This window comes from Kocuria sp. UBA5001 (assembly GCF_002398425.1).
Classification (GTDB): Bacteria; Actinomycetota; Actinomycetes; order Actinomycetales; family Micrococcaceae; genus Kocuria; species Kocuria salsicia.
Map to the genome: position 1 here is coordinate 21,314 of NZ_DGYR01000007.1, position 21,607 is coordinate 42,920.

Genomic DNA, 21,607 nt, shown 5'->3' on the forward strand with positions numbered 1-21,607 from the left:
ACCATGACGGTCACGGGCGTTCTGTGGTTCGTGTGCAAGACCTCAGGAGTTGGGCCGCTTGCCGCGGTTTGCCGAGTTCTTACGACGATCCTTGCGCTTACGTCCACGCTTGCTCATGATGTACCTCCTGCAGTGATTGGCTGGGACATCGTCTGTCAGTATCTCACATCCTCGCGCCGGTGCGAGCCACCCGAGCAGGCCACGGTTGCGAGCGACCGGGGACAACGACCCGCGTCCGCGGAGTGCGTGTGCGTACCGGGTTCCGCTCGGGTCAGCGGGGCTCGGGCAGCTGCAGCCAGGAGTACCAGCCACGGTGCAGCACGAGCCACGCGATGAGGCCGTAGCCGGCCTGTCCCGGGTTGCCGTGGTTCGCGGCGAGGTCCTTGCGCCACTGCTCGTGGTGCTGCAGGGGGTTGAACGTGTCCACGTACACGTGGTTGCGGCGGGTGGTGACGTCCCCGTAGGCGGCGGAGAGGTCAGCGATCTTGCGGTTGCGCTGCGGGTCCAGCGTGGGGGGAGGCCCCACCACGAGCACCTTGACGTTGTTCTGGGTGGCCTGGTCCACGATGTTCGCCATGTTCAGGCGGGAGCGCGCGGACGTGATGCCTAGGTCGATGTCCAGCACGGAGGGCGCGATGACCAGGCGGTTGTCGCAGGCCGGGTCGAAGCGGCGTGCCGCTTCGTCGAACCAGCGCTCGTTGAGGGTCTCGCTGCCTTCGCCCGGCGCCGCGAGGTTGTACGCGTCCACCGGGACGACGTCGCGGGGGGTGCGGGCCATGACGCGGCCGAACCAGCCGAGCGCGCGGGGGTCGTCCACGCCGGCCAGCAGTTCGTCTCCCACGGCCACAATGCGGATCCTGCGTTGGTCCACTCTTCTACATCCTTCGGGTTGCCGCGCGGACCGGGGTGGCCGCGCTGTCGTCGATCCCCCGCTGCCACGGACTCGACCAGGCCGGGTGCGGAACAGCGGAGGATCCGTTCCGGTGCCCCGGCGTGCGGTGTGCCCCGGCCCGCAACCGGAGCGCACCGCACGGGGATCTCACTCGCCGCGGTCGAACGCCTGCTGCACGAGGGTCTCCAGCTCGGCGGCGTGGCGCTTGGCCGAGCCGTTCGCGGGGGAGGCGGAGGCAGGGCGCGAGGCCAGCGTGACGGGGCGGTCCAGCTGGGGCACCAGGTTCACGGCCATGAACGGCCACGCGCCCTGGTTGGCAGGCTCGTCCTGCGCCCAGATGATGCGCGCATCCGGGTAGCGGTCCAGCTGCGCCTTGATCTCGTCCGTGGGCAGCGGGTAGAGCTGCTCAACGCGCACGATCGCGGTGGAGTGGTCGTCCGACTTTTTCCGCTGGGCCGCGAGGTCGTAGTACAGGCGGCCGGAGACGAGGATCACGTCCGTGACCTTGGCGTCGTCGAACTCCGCGGCGTCCGGGATGACCGACTGGAAGTTGCCGCGCGTGAACTCCTCCACCGGGGAAGCGGCCGCCTTCAGGCGCAGCAGCTGCTTGGGGGTCGCCACGACCAGCGGACGGCGGGGACGGGAGTACGCCTGGCGCCGCAGCAGGTGGAAGTGGTTCGCCGGGGTGGAGGGCTGAGCCACGATCATGTTCTTCTCCGCGCACAGCGACAGGAAGCGCTCGATGCGGGCGGAGGAGTGGTCCGGGCCCTGGCCCTCGAAGCCGTGAGGCAGCAGCATGACCAGGTTGGAGCGCTGGCCCCACTTCTGCTCCGCGGAGGAGATGAACTCGTCCACGATCGTCTGCGCACCGTTGATGAAGTCGCCGAACTGGGCCTCCCACACAGTGAGCGCCTCGGGGCGCTCCACAGAGTAGCCGTACTCGAAGCCCAGCACGCCGTACTCGGAGAGCAGGGAGTTGTAGATCGAGAACCGTGCCTGGTCCGCAGAGAGGTTGTTCAGGGGCGTCCACTCCGCACCGTTCTCGGCATCGAAGAACACCGCGTGACGCTGGGTGAACGTGCCGCGGCGGACATCCTGGCCGGACATCCGTACCGGAACGCCGTCCATCACGAGGGAGCCGAAGGCCATGAGCTCGCCCATGCCCCAGTCGATGCCGCCCTCGAGAGTCATCTCCCGGCGCCTCTCCGCGAGCTTCTGCAGCTTGCGGTGCATGGTGAAGTTCTCGGGGAAGTCCACGTGGGCCTCGCCGATGCGGCGTGCGGTCTCCTCGGAGATGGCCGTGGTCTTGGGCACGGACACCCCGGAGTCCGCCTGCTGGGCGGAGGGGCGCTCGATGTTGGCGATCGCCGCGGCATCCCCGGTGACCAGGGGAACCGTGGAGTTCTGGGCTTCGTGCGTCTCCGCGAAGACCCGCTCGAGGCGCTCCTGGTAGTCCTTCAGTGCCCGGTCCGCCTCCTCTTGGTTGATGTCACCGCGGCCCACGAGGTTCTCGGTGTAGATCTTGCGGGTGGAGCGCTTGCCGTCGATCAGCGAGTACATCAGCGGCTGGGTCATCGAGGGGTCGTCGCCCTCGTTGTGGCCGCGGCGGCGGTAGCACACGAGGTCGACCACGACGTCGTGGTGGAAGCGCTGGCGGTACTCGAAGGCGAGCTGCGCCACGCGGGTCACGGCCTCGGGGTCGTCCGCGTTGACGTGGAAGATCGGTGCCTGCACCGTGCGGCCCACGTCCGTGGAGTAGGTGGAGGTGCGGCCCGCGGAGGGCGAGGTGGTGAAGCCCACCTGGTTGTTGACCACCACGTGGATGGTGCCGCCCACGTTGTAGGCGTCCAGCCCGGACATCTGCATGACCTCGTAGACGATGCCCTGCCCGGCCATGGCGGCGTCGCCGTGGACCTGGATGGGCAGCACGGGGAACTCGCCGTTGCCCTCGGGGCCGGCGCCCAGCACGTCCGTCTTGGCGCGGGCGATGCCCTCGATCACGGGATCCGCGGCCTCAAGGTGGGAGGGATTCGCGGCCAGGTAGACCTGGGTCTCGTTGCCGTTGTCGGAGGTGAAGACGCCCTCGGTGCCCAGGTGGTACTTCACGTCGCCGGAGCCCTCGGAGGCGCGCGGGTCCTGGCTGCCCTCGAACTCGCGGAAGACCTGGGCGTAGGACTTGCCCGCGATGTTGGTGAGCACGTTCAGGCGCCCGCGGTGGGCCATGGCGATGCCCACGCCCGCGAGGGAGGCGTCCGCGGCGTCGGAGATGATCGCGTCCAGCAGCGGGATCAGGGACTCGCCGCCCTCCAGGGAGAAGCGCTTCTGGCCCACGTACTTGGTCTGCAGGAAGGTCTCGAAGGCCTCCGCGGCGTTGAGACGCTCCAGGATGTGGAACTGCTCCTCACGGGCCGGCTTCTGGTAGTCCCGCTCGAGCTTGGACTGGAACCACTCGCGCTGCTCGGGCTCCTGGATGTGCATGTACTCCACACCCACGGTGCGGCAGTAGGCGTCCCGCAGCCGGCCGAGGATCACGCGCAGGGTGAGCAGGTTCTGGCCGCCGAAGCCGCCGGTGGGCCACTCGCGCTCGAGGTCCCACAGGGTGAGGCCGTAGGTGCGGATGTCCAGGTCCGGGTGCTTGCGCATCACGTACTCGAGCGGGTTGGTGTCCGCCATGAGGTGTCCACGCACGCGGTAGGCGTGGATCAGCTGCTGGATCCGCGCCACCTTGTTGATCTGGATCTCGGGGTTGACCTGGTTGTCAACGGCCCAGCGGACGGGCTCGTAGGGGATGCGCAGGGCCTCGAAGATGTGGTCGTAGAAGTCGTCCCCGCCCAGCAGGTAGTGCTCCACGAGCTTGAGGAACTCGCCGGAGCCGGCGCCCTGGATCACGCGGTGGTCGTAGGTGGAGGTCAAGGTGATGATCTTGGAGACCGCGTTGCGGGCGATCGTGCGGGGGGAAGCGCCCTTGTACTCGGCGGGGTAGTCGAGCGCGCCCACGCCGATGATGCACGCCTGGCCCTTGGACAGCCGCGGCACGGAGTGCACGGTGCCGATGCCGCCGGGGTTGGTCAGGGAGACGGTGGTCCCGGCGTAGTCGTCCATGGTGAGCGCCCCGTTGCGCCCGCGCTTGACGATGTCCTCGTTGGCGGTCCAGAACTGGAGGAACGACATCTCCTCGGCGCCCTTGACGTTGGGCACCACGAGGTTGCGGGAACCGTCCTTGTTGGGGATGTCGATCGCGATCCCGAAGTTTACGTGCGCCGGGTGGACGGCGGCGGGTTTTCCGTCCGAGTCGTCGTAGATCACGTTCATGGACGGGAAGTTGGACAGCGCACGAATGACGGCGTAGCCCACGAGGTGGGTGAAGGAGACCTTGCCGCCGCGGTTGCGGGCGAGGTGCGAGTTGATGACCAGGCGGTTGTCGATCAGCAGCTTGGCCGGCACGGCGCGCACGGTGGTGGCGGTGGGGACCGTGAGAGAGGCCTCCATGTTGGCGGCCACGGCCTTGGCGGGACCGCGCAGCTTGACCACGGTGTCCTCGGCCGGCTTCTCCTTGGCGGCCTTCGCGGACGCCTCGCCCTGGTGATCCTCCGGCTGTGCACGGATGGGGCGCTTGGTGCCGGAGGCCTCCGCGGCGTCGGCCTCGGTGTCCACGCCCGCGGGACGGCCCTTGGCCTTCGATCCGGTGGCGGCGGGAGCCGGGGACTTCGCGCGCTCGGGCGCGGCAGCGGCCTTGGGAGCGGACGCCGACGACGACGCCGCGGCGCCGGTCCCCGAGCTCTTCGCACCGGATGCCTGCGCGCCGGAGCTCTGAGTGGCGGAGTTCTGCTTGGGGGAGGCCTGCTTGCCGGAACCCTGCGCGCCGGAAGCCTGGTTGCTGGAGGCCGCGGGCTTCGCGTCCGAGTCGCTGCGACGGGAGGACGAGGCGACCTCTGAGGGCTTGTCGCCGCCGTCCATCTGCTCGAAGATGGGCCACCACTTCTTGTCCACCGAGTTCTTGTCCGCCTGGTACTTCTCGAACAGCTCGTCCACGAGCCATTCGTTGCCGGCGAATTCTTCAGGGATAAGGTGCTGCGGCTGCTCTGGCACGAGTGATACGCCTCTTCCGTAAGTGCTGTGTGTCCCGGGCGGCGAGCTGGTCCTCGTGGCCCGCTGGTGGCTCCCACGGAGCTTACCCGCCGTGGCTGACCTGCAGTGGCTTCGCGCTCGCAAAGCCGTGCCGACTTTCCAGTCTAGTAAGGCAGCTGGGCGCGTGCCACCCGCGACGGTGCGCTCCCGCACCGCACCCGGCACTAACCCGCAGCCCTGCCCGGCCCCGGCCCGCGCGGCCTCGGCGGGGACACCGTAGACTCCCGTGACGTGCGCTACCTCACGACTCCGACCACGGACCTCACCTACAACGACGTCTTCCTCGTGCCCTCCATGTCCCGGGTGACGTCCCGCTTCGACGTGGACCTCACGCCCGGCGACGGCACGGGGGCCACGATCCCACTGGTTGCCGCCAACATGACCGCGGTGACGGGCCGCCGCATGGTCGAGACCATGGCGCGGCGCGGCGGACTGGGCATCCTGCCGCAGGACGTCCCGCTGGACGTGATCGCCGAGGTCACGGCCTGGGTCAAGGACCGCTCCCCGCTCTACGAGACCCCCGTGGTGCTGCCCGGCACGAGCACCGTCCACGACGCCCTGGGCATCATGCACAAGCGCCCTCACGGTGCCGTGCTCGTCACGGACGAGGAGGGCGGCTACGCGGGGGTCGTGCTGGACTCGGACTGCCGGGACGTGGACCGCTTCACGCAGCTGCGCGACCTCGCGCGGGCGGACGGACCCGTGCTGCAGGAGGCGGAGCTTCCCGTCACCTCGGACCCCGCCGCGCTGCGCGCCGCCTACGACACGCTCTCGGACGCGCGCGTGCAGTCCGCGCCCGTGCTGCGCGGGCGCGAGGTGGTGGGACTGCTGTCGCGGCAGGGACTTGTGCGCTCCACCATCTACACGCCCGCGCTGGACGCCTCCGGGCGGCTGCGAGTGGGTGCCGCGGTGGGCATCAACGGGGACGTCTTCGGCAAGGCGGCCAGGCTGCTCGCGGCCGGGGTGGACGTCCTCGTGGTGGACACCGCGCACGGGCACCAGGTCAAGGCGCTCGAGGCCCTGGCGGCCGTGCGCGCGCTGGACCCGCAGGTCCCCGTGGTTGCGGGCAACGTGGTCACCGCGGACGGCGTCCGGGACCTCGTCTCGGCCGGTGCGGACATCGTGAAGGTGGGGGTCGGCCCCGGGGCCATGTGCACCACCCGCATGATGACGGCGGTCGGACGCCCCCAGTTCTCGGCGGTCGTCGAGTGTGCGGAGGCCGCTGCGGACCTCGGCGCACACGTGTGGGCGGACGGCGGTGTCAAGCACCCGCGCGACGTCGCCCTCGCCCTCGCCGCCGGAGCAAGTCAGGTGATGGTCGGCTCCTGGTTCGCGGGAACGCACGAGAGCCCCGGGGAGATCAACGTGGACGCGGACGGACGCGCCTACAAGGAGTCCTTCGGAATGGCCTCGGCCCGTGCCGTGCGCCACCGCACGATCGGCGAGGACCGCTTCGCCCGTGCCCGCAAGGCCCTGTTCGAGGAGGGCATCTCCAACTCCACCATGTACCTGGACCCGCAGCGCCCCGGTGTGGAGGATCTGCTGGACCACATCACCTCCGGAGTGCGCAGCTCGATGACCTACGCGGGGGCCGCGAGCCTCGAGCAGTTCGCGGCGCGCGCCGTTGTCGGCGTCCAGTCGCAGTCCGGCTACGACGAGGGTCGCCCACGCTCGGAGTCTTGGACGTGAGGCGCGGGGCCATGTGCCGACGCGGGCGCGAGTGGGTGTTCTCATCTGGCCGCTAATTGAGAATGGTTCGTGATAAGCTCGCTCACGCTCACGTGCCACCGATTCTCACGGCCCCGGTCGGGATCGCGACGGGAAGGAACCCCATGACCCAAGGACGCACCACTCGCACCGGCGGGCGCACCGTGGCCGCCGTCGCGCTCGCCGCGTTGACGGGTCTGACACTCGCGGGGTGCGCGAACGGCTCCACCGGCGGATCGGACGAATCCTCCGACGGTGGGAAGATCCGCGTGGTCACCTCCACCACCGTGTACTCGGACCTCACCTCCCAGGTGGGAGGGGACAAGGTCGAAGCCACCCCAGTAATTGACTCGAGCGCCCAGGACCCGCACTCCTACGAGGCCACCACGCAGGACAGGCTGCGGGTGGGTGAGGCGGAGCTCGTGGTGGAGAACGGCGGCGGGTACGACGAGTTCCTCTCGGGCCTCACGTCCAAGGACCAGCGCGTGGTCGACGCCGTCGACGTCTCCGGGCTGCGGAGCGGGGACCAGACGCGGGAGGCCGAGGACCACTCCCACGCGGCCGAGGACGGCCACCACGACCACGGCGACTTCAACGAGCACGTGTGGTATGACCTTGAGAGCATGCAGAAGGTCGTGGACGCGATCGCTACGCAGCTCGGCGAGGTGGACCAGGAGAACAAGGACTACTACGCGGACAACGCCAAGCGCGTCTCCTCCGAGCTGGGAACGGTGCGGAACCAGGTCTCGAGGATCGGGGCCTCCGGCGGCTACGTGGCCACCGAACCGGTGCCCGGGTATCTTCTGGAGGACGCCGGTCTGCACGACGACACCCCCGCAAAGTTCACCGCCGCGATCGACTCCGAGTCGGACGCCTCCCCGGCCGTGTTCAGCAAGACCGTGGACCTGGTCAAGAGCGAGCACGTCTCGCTGCTGGCGTTCAACAAGCAGACCTCCACGGGCCAGACGGAAAAGCTGCGCACCGCCGCGCAGGACTCCGGGACGCCCGTGGTCGAGTTCACCGAGACCATCCCGGACGGCCAGAACTACCAGCAGTGGATGACGCAGAACGCCCAGCACGTCGCCCAGGCACTCACGAAGTAGGACCATGCAGCCAGCCACACCACGCACCGGCCCCGCCGGGCCCGGACCGCAGAACGACGCGGCCGCACCGGCCACGGCGGCGGACGCCGCGCCCGCGATCAGCCTGCGGGACGCCGAGCTGGCGTTCGGGGACCGCGTCCTGTGGTCCGGGCTGAACCTCGACGTGGCACCGGGGGAGTACCTCGCCGTGCTCGGGGCCAACGGCACGGGCAAGACGAGCTTCCTGAAGGTGCTGCTGGGCCTGCTGCCCCTGACCTCCGGGACCGTGTCCGTGGCCGGAACCCGACCGCGCGTGGCTGCCGCCCACGTGGGCTATGTGCCCCAGCAGCGCGGCTTCCCCGCGCGGACCCCGCTGCGCGCCAAGGACCTCGTGGCCCAGGGCGTGGACGGGCACCGCTGGGGCGTCCGGCTGCACCCGCGGCGCGTGAACCGGCGCGTGGCCGAGCTCCTGGAGCGGGTGGGCGCCACGGAGTACGCGGACGCGCCCGTGGGACTGCTCTCCGGCGGTGAGCAGCAGCGGCTGCGCGTGGCCCAGGCGCTGGCGGCGGATCCCTCCGTGATGCTGTGCGACGAGGCCCTGCTTTCTCTGGACCTGCACCACCAGCACGTGGTCAGCGAGCTCGTCCACGAGCAGCGCGAGCGCCACGGCAGCGCCGTCGTCTTCGTGACGCACGACGTGAACCCCATCATCGACCACGTGGACCGCATCCTGTACCTCGCCAACGGCTCGTTCCGGATCGGCACCCCGGACGAGGTGCTGCGTTCGGACGTGCTCTCGCAGCTCTACGGCACCGACATCGAGGTGCTGCGTAGCAACGGCCGGATCCTCGTGGCCGGACGCTCCGACAGCACCCACCACACCGACTCCCCGGAGGAGATCATCCCGTGATCCTGGCCGAGATCGACTGGAGCTCCTTCCTCAGCTCCGTGTTCGTCTTCGACGACTACGGCGAGCTGCTCGTGCTCGTGCGCAACTCCCTGTGGGCTGGCGCCGTGCTGGGGCTCGTGGGCGGCGTGGTGGGCACGTTCGTGATGATGCGGGACCTCGCTTTCGCGGTTCACGGAATCGCCGAGCTGTCCTTCGCGGGTGCGGCCGCCGCGCTGCTGATCGGCGCGGACGTGATCACGGGGTCCCTCGTGGGCTCCGTGCTCGCGGCGCTGATCATGGGCTTCACGGGGTTGCGCGCCAGGGAGGGCAACTCGTTCGTGGGTGTGCTGATGCCCTTCGGCCTGGGCCTGGGCATCCTCTTCCTCTCGCTCTACGAGGGGCGCTCCTCCAACAAGCTCTCGCTGCTCACCGGGCAGATCGTCTCGGTGTCCTCGCTGCAGCTCACGTCCATGGTGGTGCTCTCGGTGCTGGTGCTCGCCGTGCTCGTGGCCGTGTGGCGGCCACTGACGTTTGCGAGCACGGATCCGTTCGTTGCCCGCGCCAAGGGTCTGCCCGTGCGCGGGCTCGCCATCCTGTTCATGGTCCTGCTGGGGATCTCGGTGGCCTTGTCGGTGCAGATCGTGGGTGCGCTGCTCGTGCTGGCACTGCTCATCACCCCGGCCGCCGCAGCCATGAACCTCACCTCGAGCCCCGGCCGCACCGTGGTGCTCTCCGTGCTCTTCGCGGAACTGGCCATGGTGGGCGGGCTCCTGTTGGCACTTGGCGGGAACATCCCGATCAGCCCCTACGTCACCACCATCTCGTTCGCCCTGTGGCTCGTCTCTCGCGTGGTGCGCGCCGTCCGTGAGCGCTCGGCCTCCTACCGTCGCGCGGTGACGGCAACGACGACGACGCCGCGCGGCGCCGTGGCCGCGGACGGCACCGGGGCGGCCACGGCGTCGTCGACCCCGGCACCGTGACCCGCGGGGATCCGGACGCCGCGGGGCAGGATGTTCAACACGGGCAGGGTGCTCAGCAGGGGCAGGACGCTCAGAAGAGGATCTGAACCGCCGCCGGCACGACCTCCAGGGACACAGGCAGGGGTCCCAGGCGCTCGCCGTCGCCGTACGCGGCGGCCTCGTGCGTCCCCTCGCCCTCGGTGGCCGCACCGTGCACCGCCACGCAGGCGGACACGGCGGGCTCCACCGAGACCTGCGGCAGCGCCAGGTGGGTGCCCCGGAACAGCTGCGGGAACCGCCAGACCAGGCGCAGCGGGTCCACGTCCGCGACCATGAAGAGGTCCAGCGCACCGTCCGAGGGGTCCGCGTCCGGCAGGATGGTGAGCCCGCCGCCGATCGAGGACGTGTTGGCCAGCACCAGGAACGAGAGGTCCCGGTCCGTGGCGTGGAGCATGCCGTCCGGGGAGGTCCACGACAGGTCGTAGCGCCGTGCGCGCATGGACAGCGCCTCGACGGCCAGCGCGACGGCGTACTTCGCGGAGACCTTGACCCGCGACCAGCGGTTGGCGCGCGCGTTGACGCGGGCGTCCAGACCGAGACACACCGCGGTGGCGCACAGGTGCTCGGTGCCGTCCGCGCAGGTCACACGGACCATGTCGGTGCTGCAGGGCTCGGACTCGAGACCGCGCAGCACGCGTCCGGCCGCGCGCTCCACGTCCCCCACGGGGATGCCGTGGAACCGGGCGAGGTCGTTTCCCGAGCCCGCCGGGACGAGCCCGAAGGGGAAGTCCACTCCCTGTCGGCGCAGGGCGTCCAGGCACTGCAGCACCAGGTGGGCCATGCCGTCCCCGCCCACCGCGACGACGGCCGCGATGCGCGGGGAGTCCGCGCGCAGAACGGCGACGAGCCGGCGGGACAGCTCCGCAGCGGTGGGCGCGGCCACGGGCACGGGCCGGTAGCCGCCCGCGCGCACGATGCCGGCCGCCCTGGCGTAGGCGGTGCGACCGGTGCGGGACGAGCCGTTGTGGACGAGCAGAATGTCTGAGGGTGGCTGCGGACTCACCTGTTCCGGCCCCGGGTGCGGGAGCCGTGCAGGGTGGAGGACGTGGTGGCGCGCGTCTCGTCCCGGGGGTCACTGGTCCCCGCGCCGGTCCCGGCGCTCGGCGCAGGGTCGGTCTCCGCCGGGGACCCGGACGCCTGCTGGTCCTCGGGATCGCCCCCGGCCTCAGCCCTCGCCGCCGCGGCGCACTCGGCGCAGATGCCGCTAATCTCCACCGTGTGGTCCACGTCCGCGTAGCCGTAGCGACGGGCGGTCTGCTCCGCCCAGGACTCCACCTGCGGGGCCTCCAGCTCCACCGCGGCACCGCACGAGCGGCACACCAGGTGGTGGTGGTGGTGCTCGGCCTCGCACCGGCGGTAGATGGCCTCGCCGTCCGCGCTGCGCAGCACGTCCACCTGGCCCAGCTCCGCCATGGACTGCAGAATGCGGTACGTGGTGGCCAGCGAGACGGGCTCCTCCCGCTCCTGGAGCACGCGGTGCAGGTCCTGGGTGGAGATGAAGTCGTCCAGGTGCTGCAGGGCCCCGACGACCGCGCGGCGCTGCTTGGTGTTGCGCACTTCCGCGTGCTGCGTCTTCCTGGTGGTCACCCGGGTGTCCTTTCCATGGGCAGGCTGGTGCGGCCATCGTAGCGCGGGGCCCCGACACCCCGATCGCGGCTGGCGGCGTACCGGCCCCGGCACGGCAGGGCGAGCGGGGGAGCGACGACGCCGCGGCGTCGTCGCCGCAGTCGGGACGGGCGGTGGAAGCTGGGCCTGCTCCCGAACCCGTCCAGCCGCTAGGGTGAGGACATGCTGCTGACCAAGTTCACCCACTCGTGCGTGCGTCTGGAGAAGGACGGCGCGGTGCTCGTGATCGACCCCGGGACGTTCTCCGAGGTGGAGGAGGCACTCGCGGGCGCCGGGACCGTGCTGGTCACCCACGTGCACGCGGACCACTACGACGCCGACCGGCTCGTGGCCGCGTTGGCCGCCTCCCCGGAGCTCACGGTGTACGCGCCCCGGCAGGTGGTCGAGGAGCTCGCGCCGCGGGTGGCGGACACCGACCGGCTGCACGCGGTGGAGGCGGACGGCGAGTTCACCGCGGGCCCGTTCACGGTGCGGACCTACGGCGGGCAGCACGCGCTGATCCACCCGCTGATCCCCACGATCGAGAACGTGGGCTACGTGGTCGACGGCGCGGTGTTCCACCCCGGGGACTCCTTCACCGTCCCGCAGGGTCTCACGGTGCCCACCGTGCTGGTGCCGCTGCACGCCCCGTGGTCCAAGATGTCCGAGGTGATCGACTTCGTCATCGCCACGCGGGCCACCCGGGTGCACCAGATCCACGACGCGCTGCTCTCAGAGACGGGCTTCGGCGTGGTGGAGAAGCAGGTCTCGCACTTCGCCGGGGTCTACGGCACCGAGTACCAGCACCTGGACCCGCGCGAGAGTGTGGAGATCGCCCCCGCATGAGTGCACGCGCACCGCAGCACTGCCCCTCTGCTCCGCCAGCTGGGCAACCGACCGGCTGACCAGCTGCGCACGGGTGCCGTCCGAGCACCCGCCCGACCAAGTTCCACCGCATCCCAGTGAAAGGACACCGCCGTGAGTTCAGTGTTCACCAAGATCATCGAGGGGGACCTCCCCGGCCGTTTCGTGTGGCGCGACGAGCAGTGCGTGGGCTTCCTGTCCATCCAGCCGCTCGCGCAGGGCCACGTGCTCGTCGTGCCGCGCCAGGAGGTGGACGCGTGGGTGGACCTGCCCGCGGACCTCGCCGCACACCTCATGACGGTGTCCCAGAGCATCGGGAAGGCCATCGACGCCGCGTTCAAGCCCAAGCGCGTTGGCCTCATGATCCAGGGCTTCGAGGTCCCGCACACCCACCTGCACGTGTGGCCCACCAACTCCATCGAGGAGTTCGACTTCGCCAACGTGGACCAGGACCCCGACTCCGCGGTCATGGACGAGTCCGCGCGGCGGATCCGTGAGGCGCTGATCGCCCAGGGCCACGCGGACGAGGTCGGGCAGGACTGACCCGCCCCACGGTCGCCTGAGTCGGCCGTCGGCGGCCGACACCGAGCACGTCACGCGCACCGCACGAGGCGCGGGCCACCCGAGGGTGGCCCGCGCCTCTGTCGTGCTGGTGTGCCGAGTCCTGCCGGGCGGGCGCCTCTGCCTTCCACTGCTCTGGTGCTCCGGGTCATCCCGGGGCTCCGGTGTCGGCGGACCGTGGGCCCCTGCTCAGGAGCGCTCGCGTAGCTTCTTGCGGATCCGCTTCTCCGAGACCGAGTGGGCGGTGCCGAGCTCCTGGGCGAAGAAGGACACGCGCAGCTCCTCGAGGTCCCACCGCACGGCGGTCAGCGCCGCGGGCACCGGCACGGTGGCCGGGACGGCCTCGCGGACGCGACGGTACTCGGCCTCGAGGTCGTGCACCGTCTGCATGGCCACGGCGTCGCGCTGCAGGTGCCCGGAGAGCTTGTCCAGCCGCGCGTTCACCCCGGCCAGGTAGCGGGGGAGGTGTTGCAGGGCCTGCCACCCGGTGCGGGCCACGAACCCGGGGTAGACGAGGCGCTCCACCTGTTCCGACATGTCCTTGAAGGCGGCGACGGCCCCCATGGAACCGGGTTTCTTCAGCCGTTTGCGCACCGTGGTGGCCTCCGTCAGCGTGGTGGTCACCAGTGAGGTGACGGCGAAGACGGTGTCGATGAGCTCCGCACGCACGTGCTCGGCCACGCGGTCGAACTCCTCGCGGGTGAACGGGGGCTCCTGCGGCACGAGCCGGTCGATCGCGGCCACCGTGCAGTCGTGGATCAGCGCCTCCACCGAACCGTGCGGGTTCTGGGTGAAGATCAGCCGCTCCTTCTGGCTCAGGTGCTCCACCACGTAGCGGTGCACCGAGGGCAGGACGCGCTGCAGCAGTGCAATCACGCCGGCGCGCTGGGCGGCGCGCTGCTCCTCGGAGTCGCTGAGGATCCGCAGGTCCACGCGGGGGACCTCCGTGGTCCCCGGTGTCGCCGGGGGCACGGCCACGAGCGTGGGGTAGCCGGTGACCGTCTGACCGGCCACGAGCGTCTCCACGCTGCGGGGCGGGTCCGGCTCCGGCCAGGCCGTGAGGTCCGTGCGCTCCAGCGACGCGGTCGGCGGGGTGGCCTGGGCGCCGTTGCCGCCCGGGCGACGTCGTCCCGAGCCCGAGCGGGCTCCGTCACGAGAGCCCGAGTGTCCGGCGCTCGCCCCTGCCGACTCCGAGCCCCGCGACCGTCCGCCCGAGCCGGCAAAACCGGTGCCGCGACGGCCTCCCGGGCCCGCGGCGTCGTCGTCCGCGTGGGCGGCGTCGTAGAGCTGGGCCGCGGCACCGCCCAGGGACGCCGCGAGCGCCTCCCGGACCCTGGGCCGCAGCCGCTGCTTGAGCTCCGTGAGGTCGTCCCCGCGGCCGAGCACGGCGTTGCGGGCGTCGCGCACCTCGAAGCGCATCCGCAGGTGGGGCGGCAGCGCCTCCGGGCGGAAGTCGGCGGCCGTGACAGTGTGCCCGCGCAGGCGCTGCAGCACCGTGGCCAGGGAGGCGAGCAGCGAGTCCCGGGCGGGGTCGAACTCCTCGTCCAGGCGGGCGACGGCGCTCGCGGCGGTGTCCGGGGCGGGCACGAAGTTGCGGCGCACGGCCTTGGGCAGGGACTTGATCAGGGCGGTCACGAGCTCCACCCGCAGCCCGGGGATGTGCCACTCGAACTGCTCGGGGGACAGCCGGTCCAGGAAGAGGACGGGGATCCGCACGGTGACCCCGTCCGCGGTGTCAGCGCCGGGGGCGAACTCGTAGTCGAGGTCGAGGCTGAGCTCGCCGTCCGGGGTGGAGACCGTCCAGGAGCGGGGGAAGGACTCCGTGTCCAGCGCGGGAGCCTCGGGGGCGATCAGGTCCTGCGGTGTGAGGTCCAGCAGGTGCTCGTCCTCGTGGCGAGCCTTCTTCCACCACGAGTCGAAGTGGCGCTGGGAGACCACCTTCTCGGGGACGCGGGCGTCGTAGAAGTCGAAGAGCACCTGGTCGTCCACCCGCAGGTCCTTGCGGCGCATGCGGTTCTCGAGCTCCTCCACCTCCGCGAGTGCCCGGCGGTTGCGCTTCACGAACGTGTGGCGCGTCTGCCAGTCGCCCTCCACGAGGGCGTGGCGGATGAACAGCTCGCGCGAGAGCGCGGGGTCGATCGAGGAGAACAGCACGGGCCGTTCGCTCACCAGGGGCAGGCCGTAGAGCGTGACCTTCTCCGAGGCCATCACCGCACCGCGGGAGCGGGACCAGTGGGGCTCGGAGTAGCTGCGCTTGACGAGGTGCGGGGCGATCTCCTCGACCCACTCGGGGGAGATGGCCGCGTTGGTGCGCGCCCACAGCCGGGAGGTCTCCACGAGCTCCGCGGACACGAGCCAGTCCGGGGACTTCTTGAACAGGGCGGAGCCCGGGAAGATCGCAAAGCGTGTGCCGCGCGCGCCCCGGTACTCCCGGCTGCGCTCGTCCCGCACGCCCACGTTGCTCAGCAGCCCGGAGAGCAGGGACTTGTGCACGGCGTCCTGGTTCGCGGCCACGTCGATCTCGCGCGAGCCGCCGGCGTCGATGCCCACCTGCCGCGCGATCTGGCGCAGCTGGGCGTAGAGGTCCTGCCACTCCCGGATCCGCAGGAAGTTCAGGTACTCCCGCCGGCACAGCTTGCGGAACTGGGAGGACGAGAGCTCGTCCTGCTGCTCCTGCAGGTACTGCCACAGCAGCCCGAAGGAGAGGAAGTCTGAGGTCTTGTCACGGAAGCGCGCGTGGAACTCGTCCGCGGCCTGGCGCTTCTCGAGCGGGCGCTCCCTCGGGTCCTGCACGGTGAGCGCGGCGGTCAGCACGAGCACCTCGCGCACGCAGCCGCGGCGCTGGGACTCCACGATCATCCGGCCCAGCCTCGGGTCCACCGGCAGCGCGGCGAGGATCTCGCCCGTGCGGGTGAGCGGGCCCTTCGCCCGTTCCCCGCCCCGCGGACCGCGGCCGCGGCGACCACGCCGGGAACGCTGCCGTGCGGAGGACGACGACGCGGCGGCGTCGTCCTCGTGCGGGTCCCCGGAACCCCGCAGCGCACCGAGCTCGCGCAGCAACAGGACCCCGTCCTTCACAGCGCGGGCGTCCGGTTTCTGCACGAAGGGGAACTCCGTGATGTCCGAGGGCTGCGAGACCACGCCCACGGAGATCATCTGCAGGATCACCGCCGCGAGATTCGTGCGCAGGATCTCCGGGTCCGTGAACTCGGGGCGGGACTCGAAGTCGTCCTGCGAGTACAGCCGGATGCACACGCCGTCCGAGGTGCGCCCGCTGCGGCCAGCACGCTGCTTCGCCGAGGCCTGCGAGATGCGCTCGATGGGCAGCCGCTGCACCTTGGTGCGGGCCGAGTAGCGCGAGATCCGCGCCGTACCCGGGTCCACCACGTACTTGATCCCCGGCACCGTCAGAGAGGTCTCGGCCACGTTGGTGGCGAGCACGATCCGCCGGTGCGAGGAGGGGGAGAACACCCGGTTCTGCTCCGCCATGGACAGCCTGCCGAACAGCGGCAGGATCTGGGTCCCGGCCAGCGAGCGGTGGGAGTCGATGACCTTCTGCAGGGCGTCCTGGGCGTCCCGGATCTCCCGCTCGCCCGCGAAGAACACGAGGATGTCCCCGCGGGGCTCCCGGGAGAGCTCGACGACGGCGTCGCACACCGCGTCGATCGGGTCCCGGTCCTCGTCCGCGAGCCCGTCCCCGGTCTCCTCCTCGTCCTCTCCGCCGTCCCCGCTGCGCTCCTGGCTCAGCGGCCGGTAGCGGATCTCCACGGGGTAGGTTCGTCCGGAGACCTCGATGATCGGGGCAGGCTCAAGCTCAGCCTCCGGGTGAAGCGGATCCGGCTGCGCAAAGTGCTCCGCAAAGCGCTGCGGGTCGATGGTCGCCGAGGTGATCACGATCTTCAGATCCGGACGCTGGGGAAGCAGCTGGCGCAGGTAGCCCAGCAGGAAGTCGATGTTCAGGGAGCGCTCGTGGGCCTCGTCGATGATGATCGCGTTGTAGCGCGAGAGCGTGGGGTCGTGGCTGATCTCGGCCAGCATGATGCCGTCCGTCATCAGCTTCACCCGGGAGTCCCGGCCCACCTCGGACGTGAAGCGCACCTGGTAGCCCACGGTGTCGCCCACGCGCTCGCCGAGCTCGTGGGCGATCCGCTCGGCCACGGAACGTGCGGCGATCCTGCGGGGCTGGGTGTGCCCGATCAGTCCGCCCTCGCCCAGACCAAGCTCCAGACACATCTTGGGCAGCTGGGTGGTCTTTCCGGAACCCGTCTCACCGGCGACCACCACCACCTGGTGGTCGCGGATGGCGGCCATGATGTCCTCCCGCCGCGCACTGACGGGCAGGTCTTCCGGGTACACGATGCGGGGTGCGGTGCTGGGCTCAGTCATCTCATCGAGAAGTCTACGGGTCGCCTCCGACACGCGAGTGTGACGGGGTTCCGGCCCAGGTCACGAGCCCCGTTGTCCTCACATGTGAGCTGCGTCGCATTTTTCGACCGATTGTTAGGTAATATCCAGTCACCACTCATCCTGCGGGGAAAGGACACCCACATGAAGCGTTTGCTCCCGATCACCGCGGCGGCCACCGCCGCCGCGCTGCTGCTCACAGGCTGCGGATCCGGCGGTGACGAGAAGTCCGACGAGAAGAAGGACGTCACCGTGGGGATCTCCCAGTTCGTGGAGCACCCCTCCCTCGACGCCGCGCGGGAGGGGTTCGTGCAGGCCCTCAACGACGCCGGGTACAAGGAGGGCGAGAACCTCACCCTCGACGTCCAGAACGCCTCCGGGGATCAGGCCACCGCCACGAACATCGCCTCCAACTTCGCCTCCTCCAAGGACGACCTGATCCTGGGCATCGCCACGCCGTCGGCGCAGTCCCTCGCGCAGGCTGTCACCGACAAGCCCGTGCTCTTCACCGCCGTGACCGACCCTGTGGACGCGGGCCTCGTGGACTCTGTCGAGAAGCCGGGCGGCAACGTGACCGGCACCACGGACATGAACCCCGTGGCGGACCAGATCAAGCTGGTCAAGGAGCTCAAACCCAGTGCCAAGTCCGTGGGCATCATCTACAGCTCCGGCGAGACCAACTCACAGATCCAGGTGGACGAGGCCAAGAAAGCCGCGGAGTCCGAGGGCCTGAAGGTCGTGGAGAAGACCGTGACCACCACGGCCGAGGTGGCCCAGGCCGCCGAGTCCTTCGACACGGACGCGATCTACGTGCCCACCGACAACAAGGTCGTTGCCGGGCTGGAGGCCGTGATCTCCGCCGCCGAGTCCAAGAAGATCCCTCTGATTGCCGGCGAGGGTGACTCCGTGGAGCGCGGTGCGCTGGCCACGCAGGGCCTTAACTACAAGGACCTCGGCAAGCAGACGGGTGAGATGGCCGTGCGCATCCTCAAGGACGGGGCGGAGCCCGCGGACATGGCGGTGGAGTCCCAGAAGGACACCAAGCTCATCATCAACGTCAAGGCCGCGAAGGCCATGGGCGTGGAGATCCCGCAGAGCCTGCGGGACAAGGCCGACCAGGTCATCGAGTAGCACCGGTGATCGCTGGAATCGAGCTGGGCCTGATCTACGCGATCATGGCCCTGGGGGTCTACCTCACGTTCCGCGTGCTGGACTTCCCGGACCTGACCGTGGACCAGTCCTTCATGAGCGGCGCCGCCACCGCCGCGATGGTCATCATCAACGGCGGCAGCCCGTGGCTCGCCACCGCGGTGGGATTCGTCGCGGGCGGTCTGGCCGGGCTGATCACGGCGCTGCTGCACACGAAGGCCCGCATCAACGGGCTGCTCGCGGGCATCCTGACCATGACGGCCCTGTACTCCGTGAACCTGCGGCTCATGGACGGCAAGGCAAACCTCGCGCTGCTGAGGGAGGACACCGTCTTCACCCCGCTTCGCGAGGTGGGGCTGCAGGGAACCATCGGGGGAGTGCTGCTCCTGCTGGTGGGCGTGCTCGTGGTCAAGGTGCTGCTGGACTGGTTCCTCTACACGGACGCCGGCCTGGCCATGCAGGCCACGGGTGACAACCCGGAGATGATCCGCTCGTTCGGGGTCAACACGGACAGGCAGAAGATTCTCGGGCTGTGCCTGTCCAACGCGCTGGTGGGTCTTGCGGGCGCGCTGATCGCCCAGTACCAGGGCTTCGCGGACATCGGTATGGGCATCGGCATGATCGTGGTGGGCCTCGCCTCCGTGATCCTGGGCCAGGGCATCTTCGGGACCCGCACCGTGGTGGTCGCCACGCTCGCCGTGGTCCTGGGCTCGGTGCTCTACCGCCTGGTCATCACCGTGGCGCTGCAGGCGGGCCTGAACCCCTCGGACATGAAGCTGATCTCCGCGGTGCTCGTGGTGATCGCACTGGTGCTCCCGCAGCTGAGCGTGTTCAAGCGATGGAAGCGGCGCCGCACGCTCAGAGCCGCCCAGGAGGTCCAGGCCGACGTGGGCGCGACCACCGAGCACCCGGTCACCGCGGCCATTGGCGCCGTCGACGCACGGAAGGGAGCGTGATCCCGTGCTGAGCATCACCGACGTCCGCAAGACGTTCTTCGCCGGGACGGTCAACGAGCGGGTGGCTCTCAACGGCGTGAGCCTCACGGTCAACGAGGGGGACTTCGTCACCGTCATCGGCTCCAACGGCGCGGGCAAGTCCACCCTGCTCAACACGGTCTCCGGGACGATCATCCCGGACAGCGGGGAGATCAGGGTGGGGGACCGCACGGTCACCCGCCTGCCCGAGCACCGCAAGGCCAGGTGGATCTCCCGCGTGTTCCAGGACCCCATGAAGGGCTCCTCGCCCACCCTGACGATCGAGCAGAACATGGCCATCGCCCAGCGCCGGGGACTCTCCCGAGGTCTCTCACGTGGCGTGACCAGGGCTCGGCGCCAGGAGTTCACCGAGGAGCTCAAGACGCTGCAGCTGGGGCTCGAGAACAGGCTCGGGGCGAAGGTGGGTCTGCTCTCGGGCGGTCAGCGCCAAGCACTGTCGCTGCTCATGGCCACGTTCTCCGCCCCGGAGATCCTGCTCCTGGACGAGCACACGGCGGCGCTGGACCCCCAGCGCGCGCAGCACGTCACGGAGATTACCGAGCGGATCGTAAACGAGCGGCACCTGACCACGCTGATGGTCACGCACAACATGGAGCAGGCGCTTCGGCTGGGCAACCGGCTGATCATGATGCACGAGGGGAGGATCCTCTTCGAGCTCGACGCCGAGCAGAAACGGGGCGCCACGGTGGCGGATCTGCTCGCGGAGTTCCGCAAGCTCCAGGCCGCCACGGGCGAGCCCGCGCTGGATGACGCTACGCTTCTGGAGACAGCTCGCAGCGCCGGGCCCAACGCCGCCGCGGAAGCAGTGGCACCGGGTGGCGCACCAACGGGTGGCTCCTCCGCCGCGGAGGTGGCACCGGAGAATCGGTGATCCCAGTGAATCAGCCCCATCGCAGACAACGACTCACCTCCGTCGTGACAGCGGTGGGGCTGATCCTTCTCTTCGTGTGCTGCTTCACGCTTCCCGAGGGGCTCGTGGCCCTGGGCCGGGCGGCCGCCGACCACGGGGGAGAGCCGCTGAACGCCAGGGGCTGGACGATGGTGCTCCTGGGTTTCGGGACCCTGGGGGTCGGGGGAGTCCTCACGATCGTGGGAGTGGTGCTGCGGCGCACGGCCGCACCGCAGCCGGTGGCGGAGGACGCGCTGCTGGAGGAGCAGTACGTGGGGGACGACGTCGTCAGCGCGTACGACCCGCTGCAGCTGCACCCGAACCTGCGGACGCGGGAGCAGCGGCGCGAACGGCGCTGAGACACTGCTCTGAGACGACGGGGTCCTGCGCTCCCGAAGGGCGGCGCCCGCACAGCGCGGAGGTTCGTGTGCGCGGGCGGGGTGAAGAGGGCATGGAAAGTGCCCGCGACAGAATGCGAACCTACGGCCTTCTGCGTCGTCGGTACCAGCAGCGGGTAATAGGGGCGTGGGGAACGAATAGGTGTCAACTGATCGTTGGCGTTGAGAGGCGCTGGCGGGGAGGATGTCATCATGGCTGGTCCTTATCCCGGAGAGTTCCGTGAGGACGTCATCGCGGTCGCTCGTCGCCGTGAGAGTGGCGACACCATCAAACAGATCGCTACCGACTTCGGTATCAGCGAAGCGACCCTGCAGAACTGGCTCCGTCAGGCCGACGGTGCAGAAGGAAATCGGCCTGGTCACGCTGCGGCACACGCGGCGGAGGCTCGGGAGCTGAAGAAGCGGATCCGCCTCCTCGCGCAGGACAACGAGGTGCTCAGGAGGGCTGCGGCGTATCTGTCGCCAGCGAATCTGCGCCTCGGCAGCTGCCCACAATGACATACCCGCTCGTTGCCGAGCTCGCCGACGCGGGGATACCCGTGACGGTGTCGTGCCGGGTTTTCAAGCTTCCCAGGCAGCCCTGCTATCGGTGGCGCCGCTCCCCGGTCCGAGACGCGGACCTCCTGGGCGCGCACCGCATCCACGCACTGCGTGCTGCCCGCGATGGTGACCCTCCATTCCGGTACCGGTGCCTGGGGGAGGAGGCGCGGCGGGCCCGCCGGTGTTCGAGGGCCACCTCCAGCGGGTCTTCTGTGGCGACGAACCGAACCGGCTCGCTCTGCTGTTGCGCGATCAAAGACGTGTTCTCCAACCACGTCGTCGGATACGTGATCTCGGACCGGATGACCGCGAAGCTCGCCGTCAACCAGCCCAGGACAGACTCGGCGGGTTGACGCCCATCGAGTTCGAAGCCCGCTAGCCGAGCCGCTCACACTCGCGGCCTAAACCGAAACTGTCACCGGTTCGTTTTCCACCCCCTCCCGCAAACGAACGTTTATGGCGGACTGAACCGTCCCAGGTTCTCG

General features: G+C 69.9%; 17 protein-coding genes. 11 read left to right on the forward strand and 6 right to left on the reverse strand.

The window, feature by feature from the left end:
- Positions 1-42: 42 nt before the first annotated feature.
- The 3 genes from B3G12_RS12440 to B3G12_RS03640 all read right to left on the reverse strand — a co-directional run bounded on the left by B3G12_RS12440 (position 43) and on the right by B3G12_RS03640 (position 4,981).
- Positions 43-117 (reverse strand): 50S ribosomal protein bL37, encoded by a 75-nt coding sequence (locus B3G12_RS12440; RefSeq protein ID WP_098054049.1) that lies wholly within the window; start codon positions 115-117, stop codon positions 43-45.
- Between the two features lie 154 nt (positions 118-271).
- Positions 272-871 (reverse strand): GDSL-type esterase/lipase family protein, encoded by a 600-nt coding sequence (locus B3G12_RS03635; protein WP_055085455.1) that lies wholly within the window; start codon positions 869-871, stop codon positions 272-274.
- Positions 872-1,039: 168 nt separating this feature from the next.
- Positions 1,040-4,981, reverse strand: coding sequence for a multifunctional oxoglutarate decarboxylase/oxoglutarate dehydrogenase thiamine pyrophosphate-binding subunit/dihydrolipoyllysine-residue succinyltransferase subunit (locus tag B3G12_RS03640; protein ID WP_290499169.1), 3,942 nt, complete (start codon positions 4,979-4,981; stop codon positions 1,040-1,042).
- Between the two features lie 270 nt (positions 4,982-5,251).
- Here B3G12_RS03640 and B3G12_RS03645 point away from each other — a divergent pair, with 270 nt between their 5' ends.
- The 4 genes from B3G12_RS03645 to B3G12_RS03660 all read left to right on the forward strand — a co-directional run bounded on the left by B3G12_RS03645 (position 5,252) and on the right by B3G12_RS03660 (position 9,678).
- Entirely contained in the window at positions 5,252-6,709 is a 1,458-nt protein-coding gene (locus B3G12_RS03645; protein ID WP_290499170.1) for a GuaB1 family IMP dehydrogenase-related protein, read from the forward strand.
- A 143-nt stretch (positions 6,710-6,852) separates the two neighbouring features.
- Positions 6,853-7,830 (forward strand): metal ABC transporter solute-binding protein, Zn/Mn family, encoded by a 978-nt coding sequence (locus B3G12_RS03650; protein ID WP_144942171.1) that lies wholly within the window; start codon positions 6,853-6,855, stop codon positions 7,828-7,830.
- 4 nt (positions 7,831-7,834) lie between these two features.
- Positions 7,835-8,719 carry a metal ABC transporter ATP-binding protein gene (locus tag B3G12_RS03655; protein WP_144942172.1) on the forward strand — a complete coding sequence of 295 codons (885 nt, stop codon included), beginning with the start codon at positions 7,835-7,837 and terminating at the stop codon, positions 8,717-8,719.
- Between the two features lie 11 nt (positions 8,720-8,730).
- A complete protein-coding gene (locus B3G12_RS03660; RefSeq protein WP_144942218.1) occupies positions 8,731-9,678 on the forward strand; it encodes a metal ABC transporter permease in 948 nt (315 codons plus the stop codon).
- A gap of 70 nt (positions 9,679-9,748) precedes the next feature.
- On the opposite strand, the gene B3G12_RS03665 is transcribed toward B3G12_RS03660, so the two are convergent.
- Together B3G12_RS03665 and B3G12_RS03670 are read right to left on the reverse strand one after the other, a co-directional pair.
- A complete protein-coding gene (locus B3G12_RS03665) occupies positions 9,749-10,720 on the reverse strand; it encodes a diacylglycerol kinase family protein (RefSeq protein WP_144942173.1) in 972 nt (323 codons plus the stop codon).
- Complete coding sequence (locus tag B3G12_RS03670) at positions 10,717-11,304, reverse strand: Fur family transcriptional regulator (RefSeq protein ID WP_414672724.1); 588 nt, start codon at positions 11,302-11,304, stop codon at positions 10,717-10,719. The genes B3G12_RS03665 and B3G12_RS03670 overlap by 4 nt, the downstream gene beginning before the upstream one ends.
- Before the next feature lie 201 nt (positions 11,305-11,505).
- Here B3G12_RS03670 and B3G12_RS03675 point away from each other — a divergent pair, with 201 nt between their 5' ends.
- On the forward strand, positions 11,506-12,168 hold the full coding sequence (locus B3G12_RS03675) for an MBL fold metallo-hydrolase (RefSeq protein WP_144942175.1): 663 nt from the start codon (positions 11,506-11,508) through the stop codon (positions 12,166-12,168).
- A gap of 132 nt (positions 12,169-12,300) precedes the next feature.
- Positions 12,301-12,729 carry an HIT family protein gene (locus tag B3G12_RS03680; RefSeq protein WP_144942176.1) on the forward strand — a complete coding sequence of 143 codons (429 nt, stop codon included), beginning with the start codon at positions 12,301-12,303 and terminating at the stop codon, positions 12,727-12,729.
- Positions 12,730-12,936: 207 nt separating this feature from the next.
- Here B3G12_RS03680 and hrpA read toward each other — a convergent pair whose 3' ends face one another.
- Entirely contained in the window at positions 12,937-17,133 is a 4,197-nt protein-coding gene (hrpA, locus tag B3G12_RS03685; RefSeq protein ID WP_186367271.1) for an ATP-dependent RNA helicase HrpA, read from the reverse strand.
- 162 nt (positions 17,134-17,295) lie between these two features.
- On the opposite strand from hrpA, the gene B3G12_RS03690 reads away from it, so the two are divergent.
- The 5 genes from B3G12_RS03690 to B3G12_RS03710 all read left to right on the forward strand — a co-directional run bounded on the left by B3G12_RS03690 (position 17,296) and on the right by B3G12_RS03710 (position 21,080).
- Positions 17,296-18,282, forward strand: coding sequence for an ABC transporter substrate-binding protein (locus B3G12_RS03690; protein ID WP_144942177.1), 987 nt, complete (start codon positions 17,296-17,298; stop codon positions 18,280-18,282).
- A gap of 5 nt (positions 18,283-18,287) precedes the next feature.
- Positions 18,288-19,256 (forward strand): ABC transporter permease, encoded by a 969-nt coding sequence (locus tag B3G12_RS03695; RefSeq protein WP_144942178.1) that lies wholly within the window; start codon positions 18,288-18,290, stop codon positions 19,254-19,256.
- 4 nt (positions 19,257-19,260) lie between these two features.
- Positions 19,261-20,166: an ABC transporter ATP-binding protein gene (locus tag B3G12_RS03700; protein ID WP_144942179.1), complete on the forward strand. Its 906-nt coding sequence runs from the start codon at positions 19,261-19,263 to the stop codon at positions 20,164-20,166.
- A 44-nt stretch (positions 20,167-20,210) separates the two neighbouring features.
- On the forward strand, positions 20,211-20,543 hold the full coding sequence (locus B3G12_RS03705; protein ID WP_244944684.1) for a hypothetical protein: 333 nt from the start codon (positions 20,211-20,213) through the stop codon (positions 20,541-20,543).
- Between the two features lie 231 nt (positions 20,544-20,774).
- Positions 20,775-21,080 (forward strand): transposase, encoded by a 306-nt coding sequence (locus tag B3G12_RS03710; protein WP_222128301.1) that lies wholly within the window; start codon positions 20,775-20,777, stop codon positions 21,078-21,080.
- Positions 21,081-21,607: the final 527 nt, after the last annotated feature.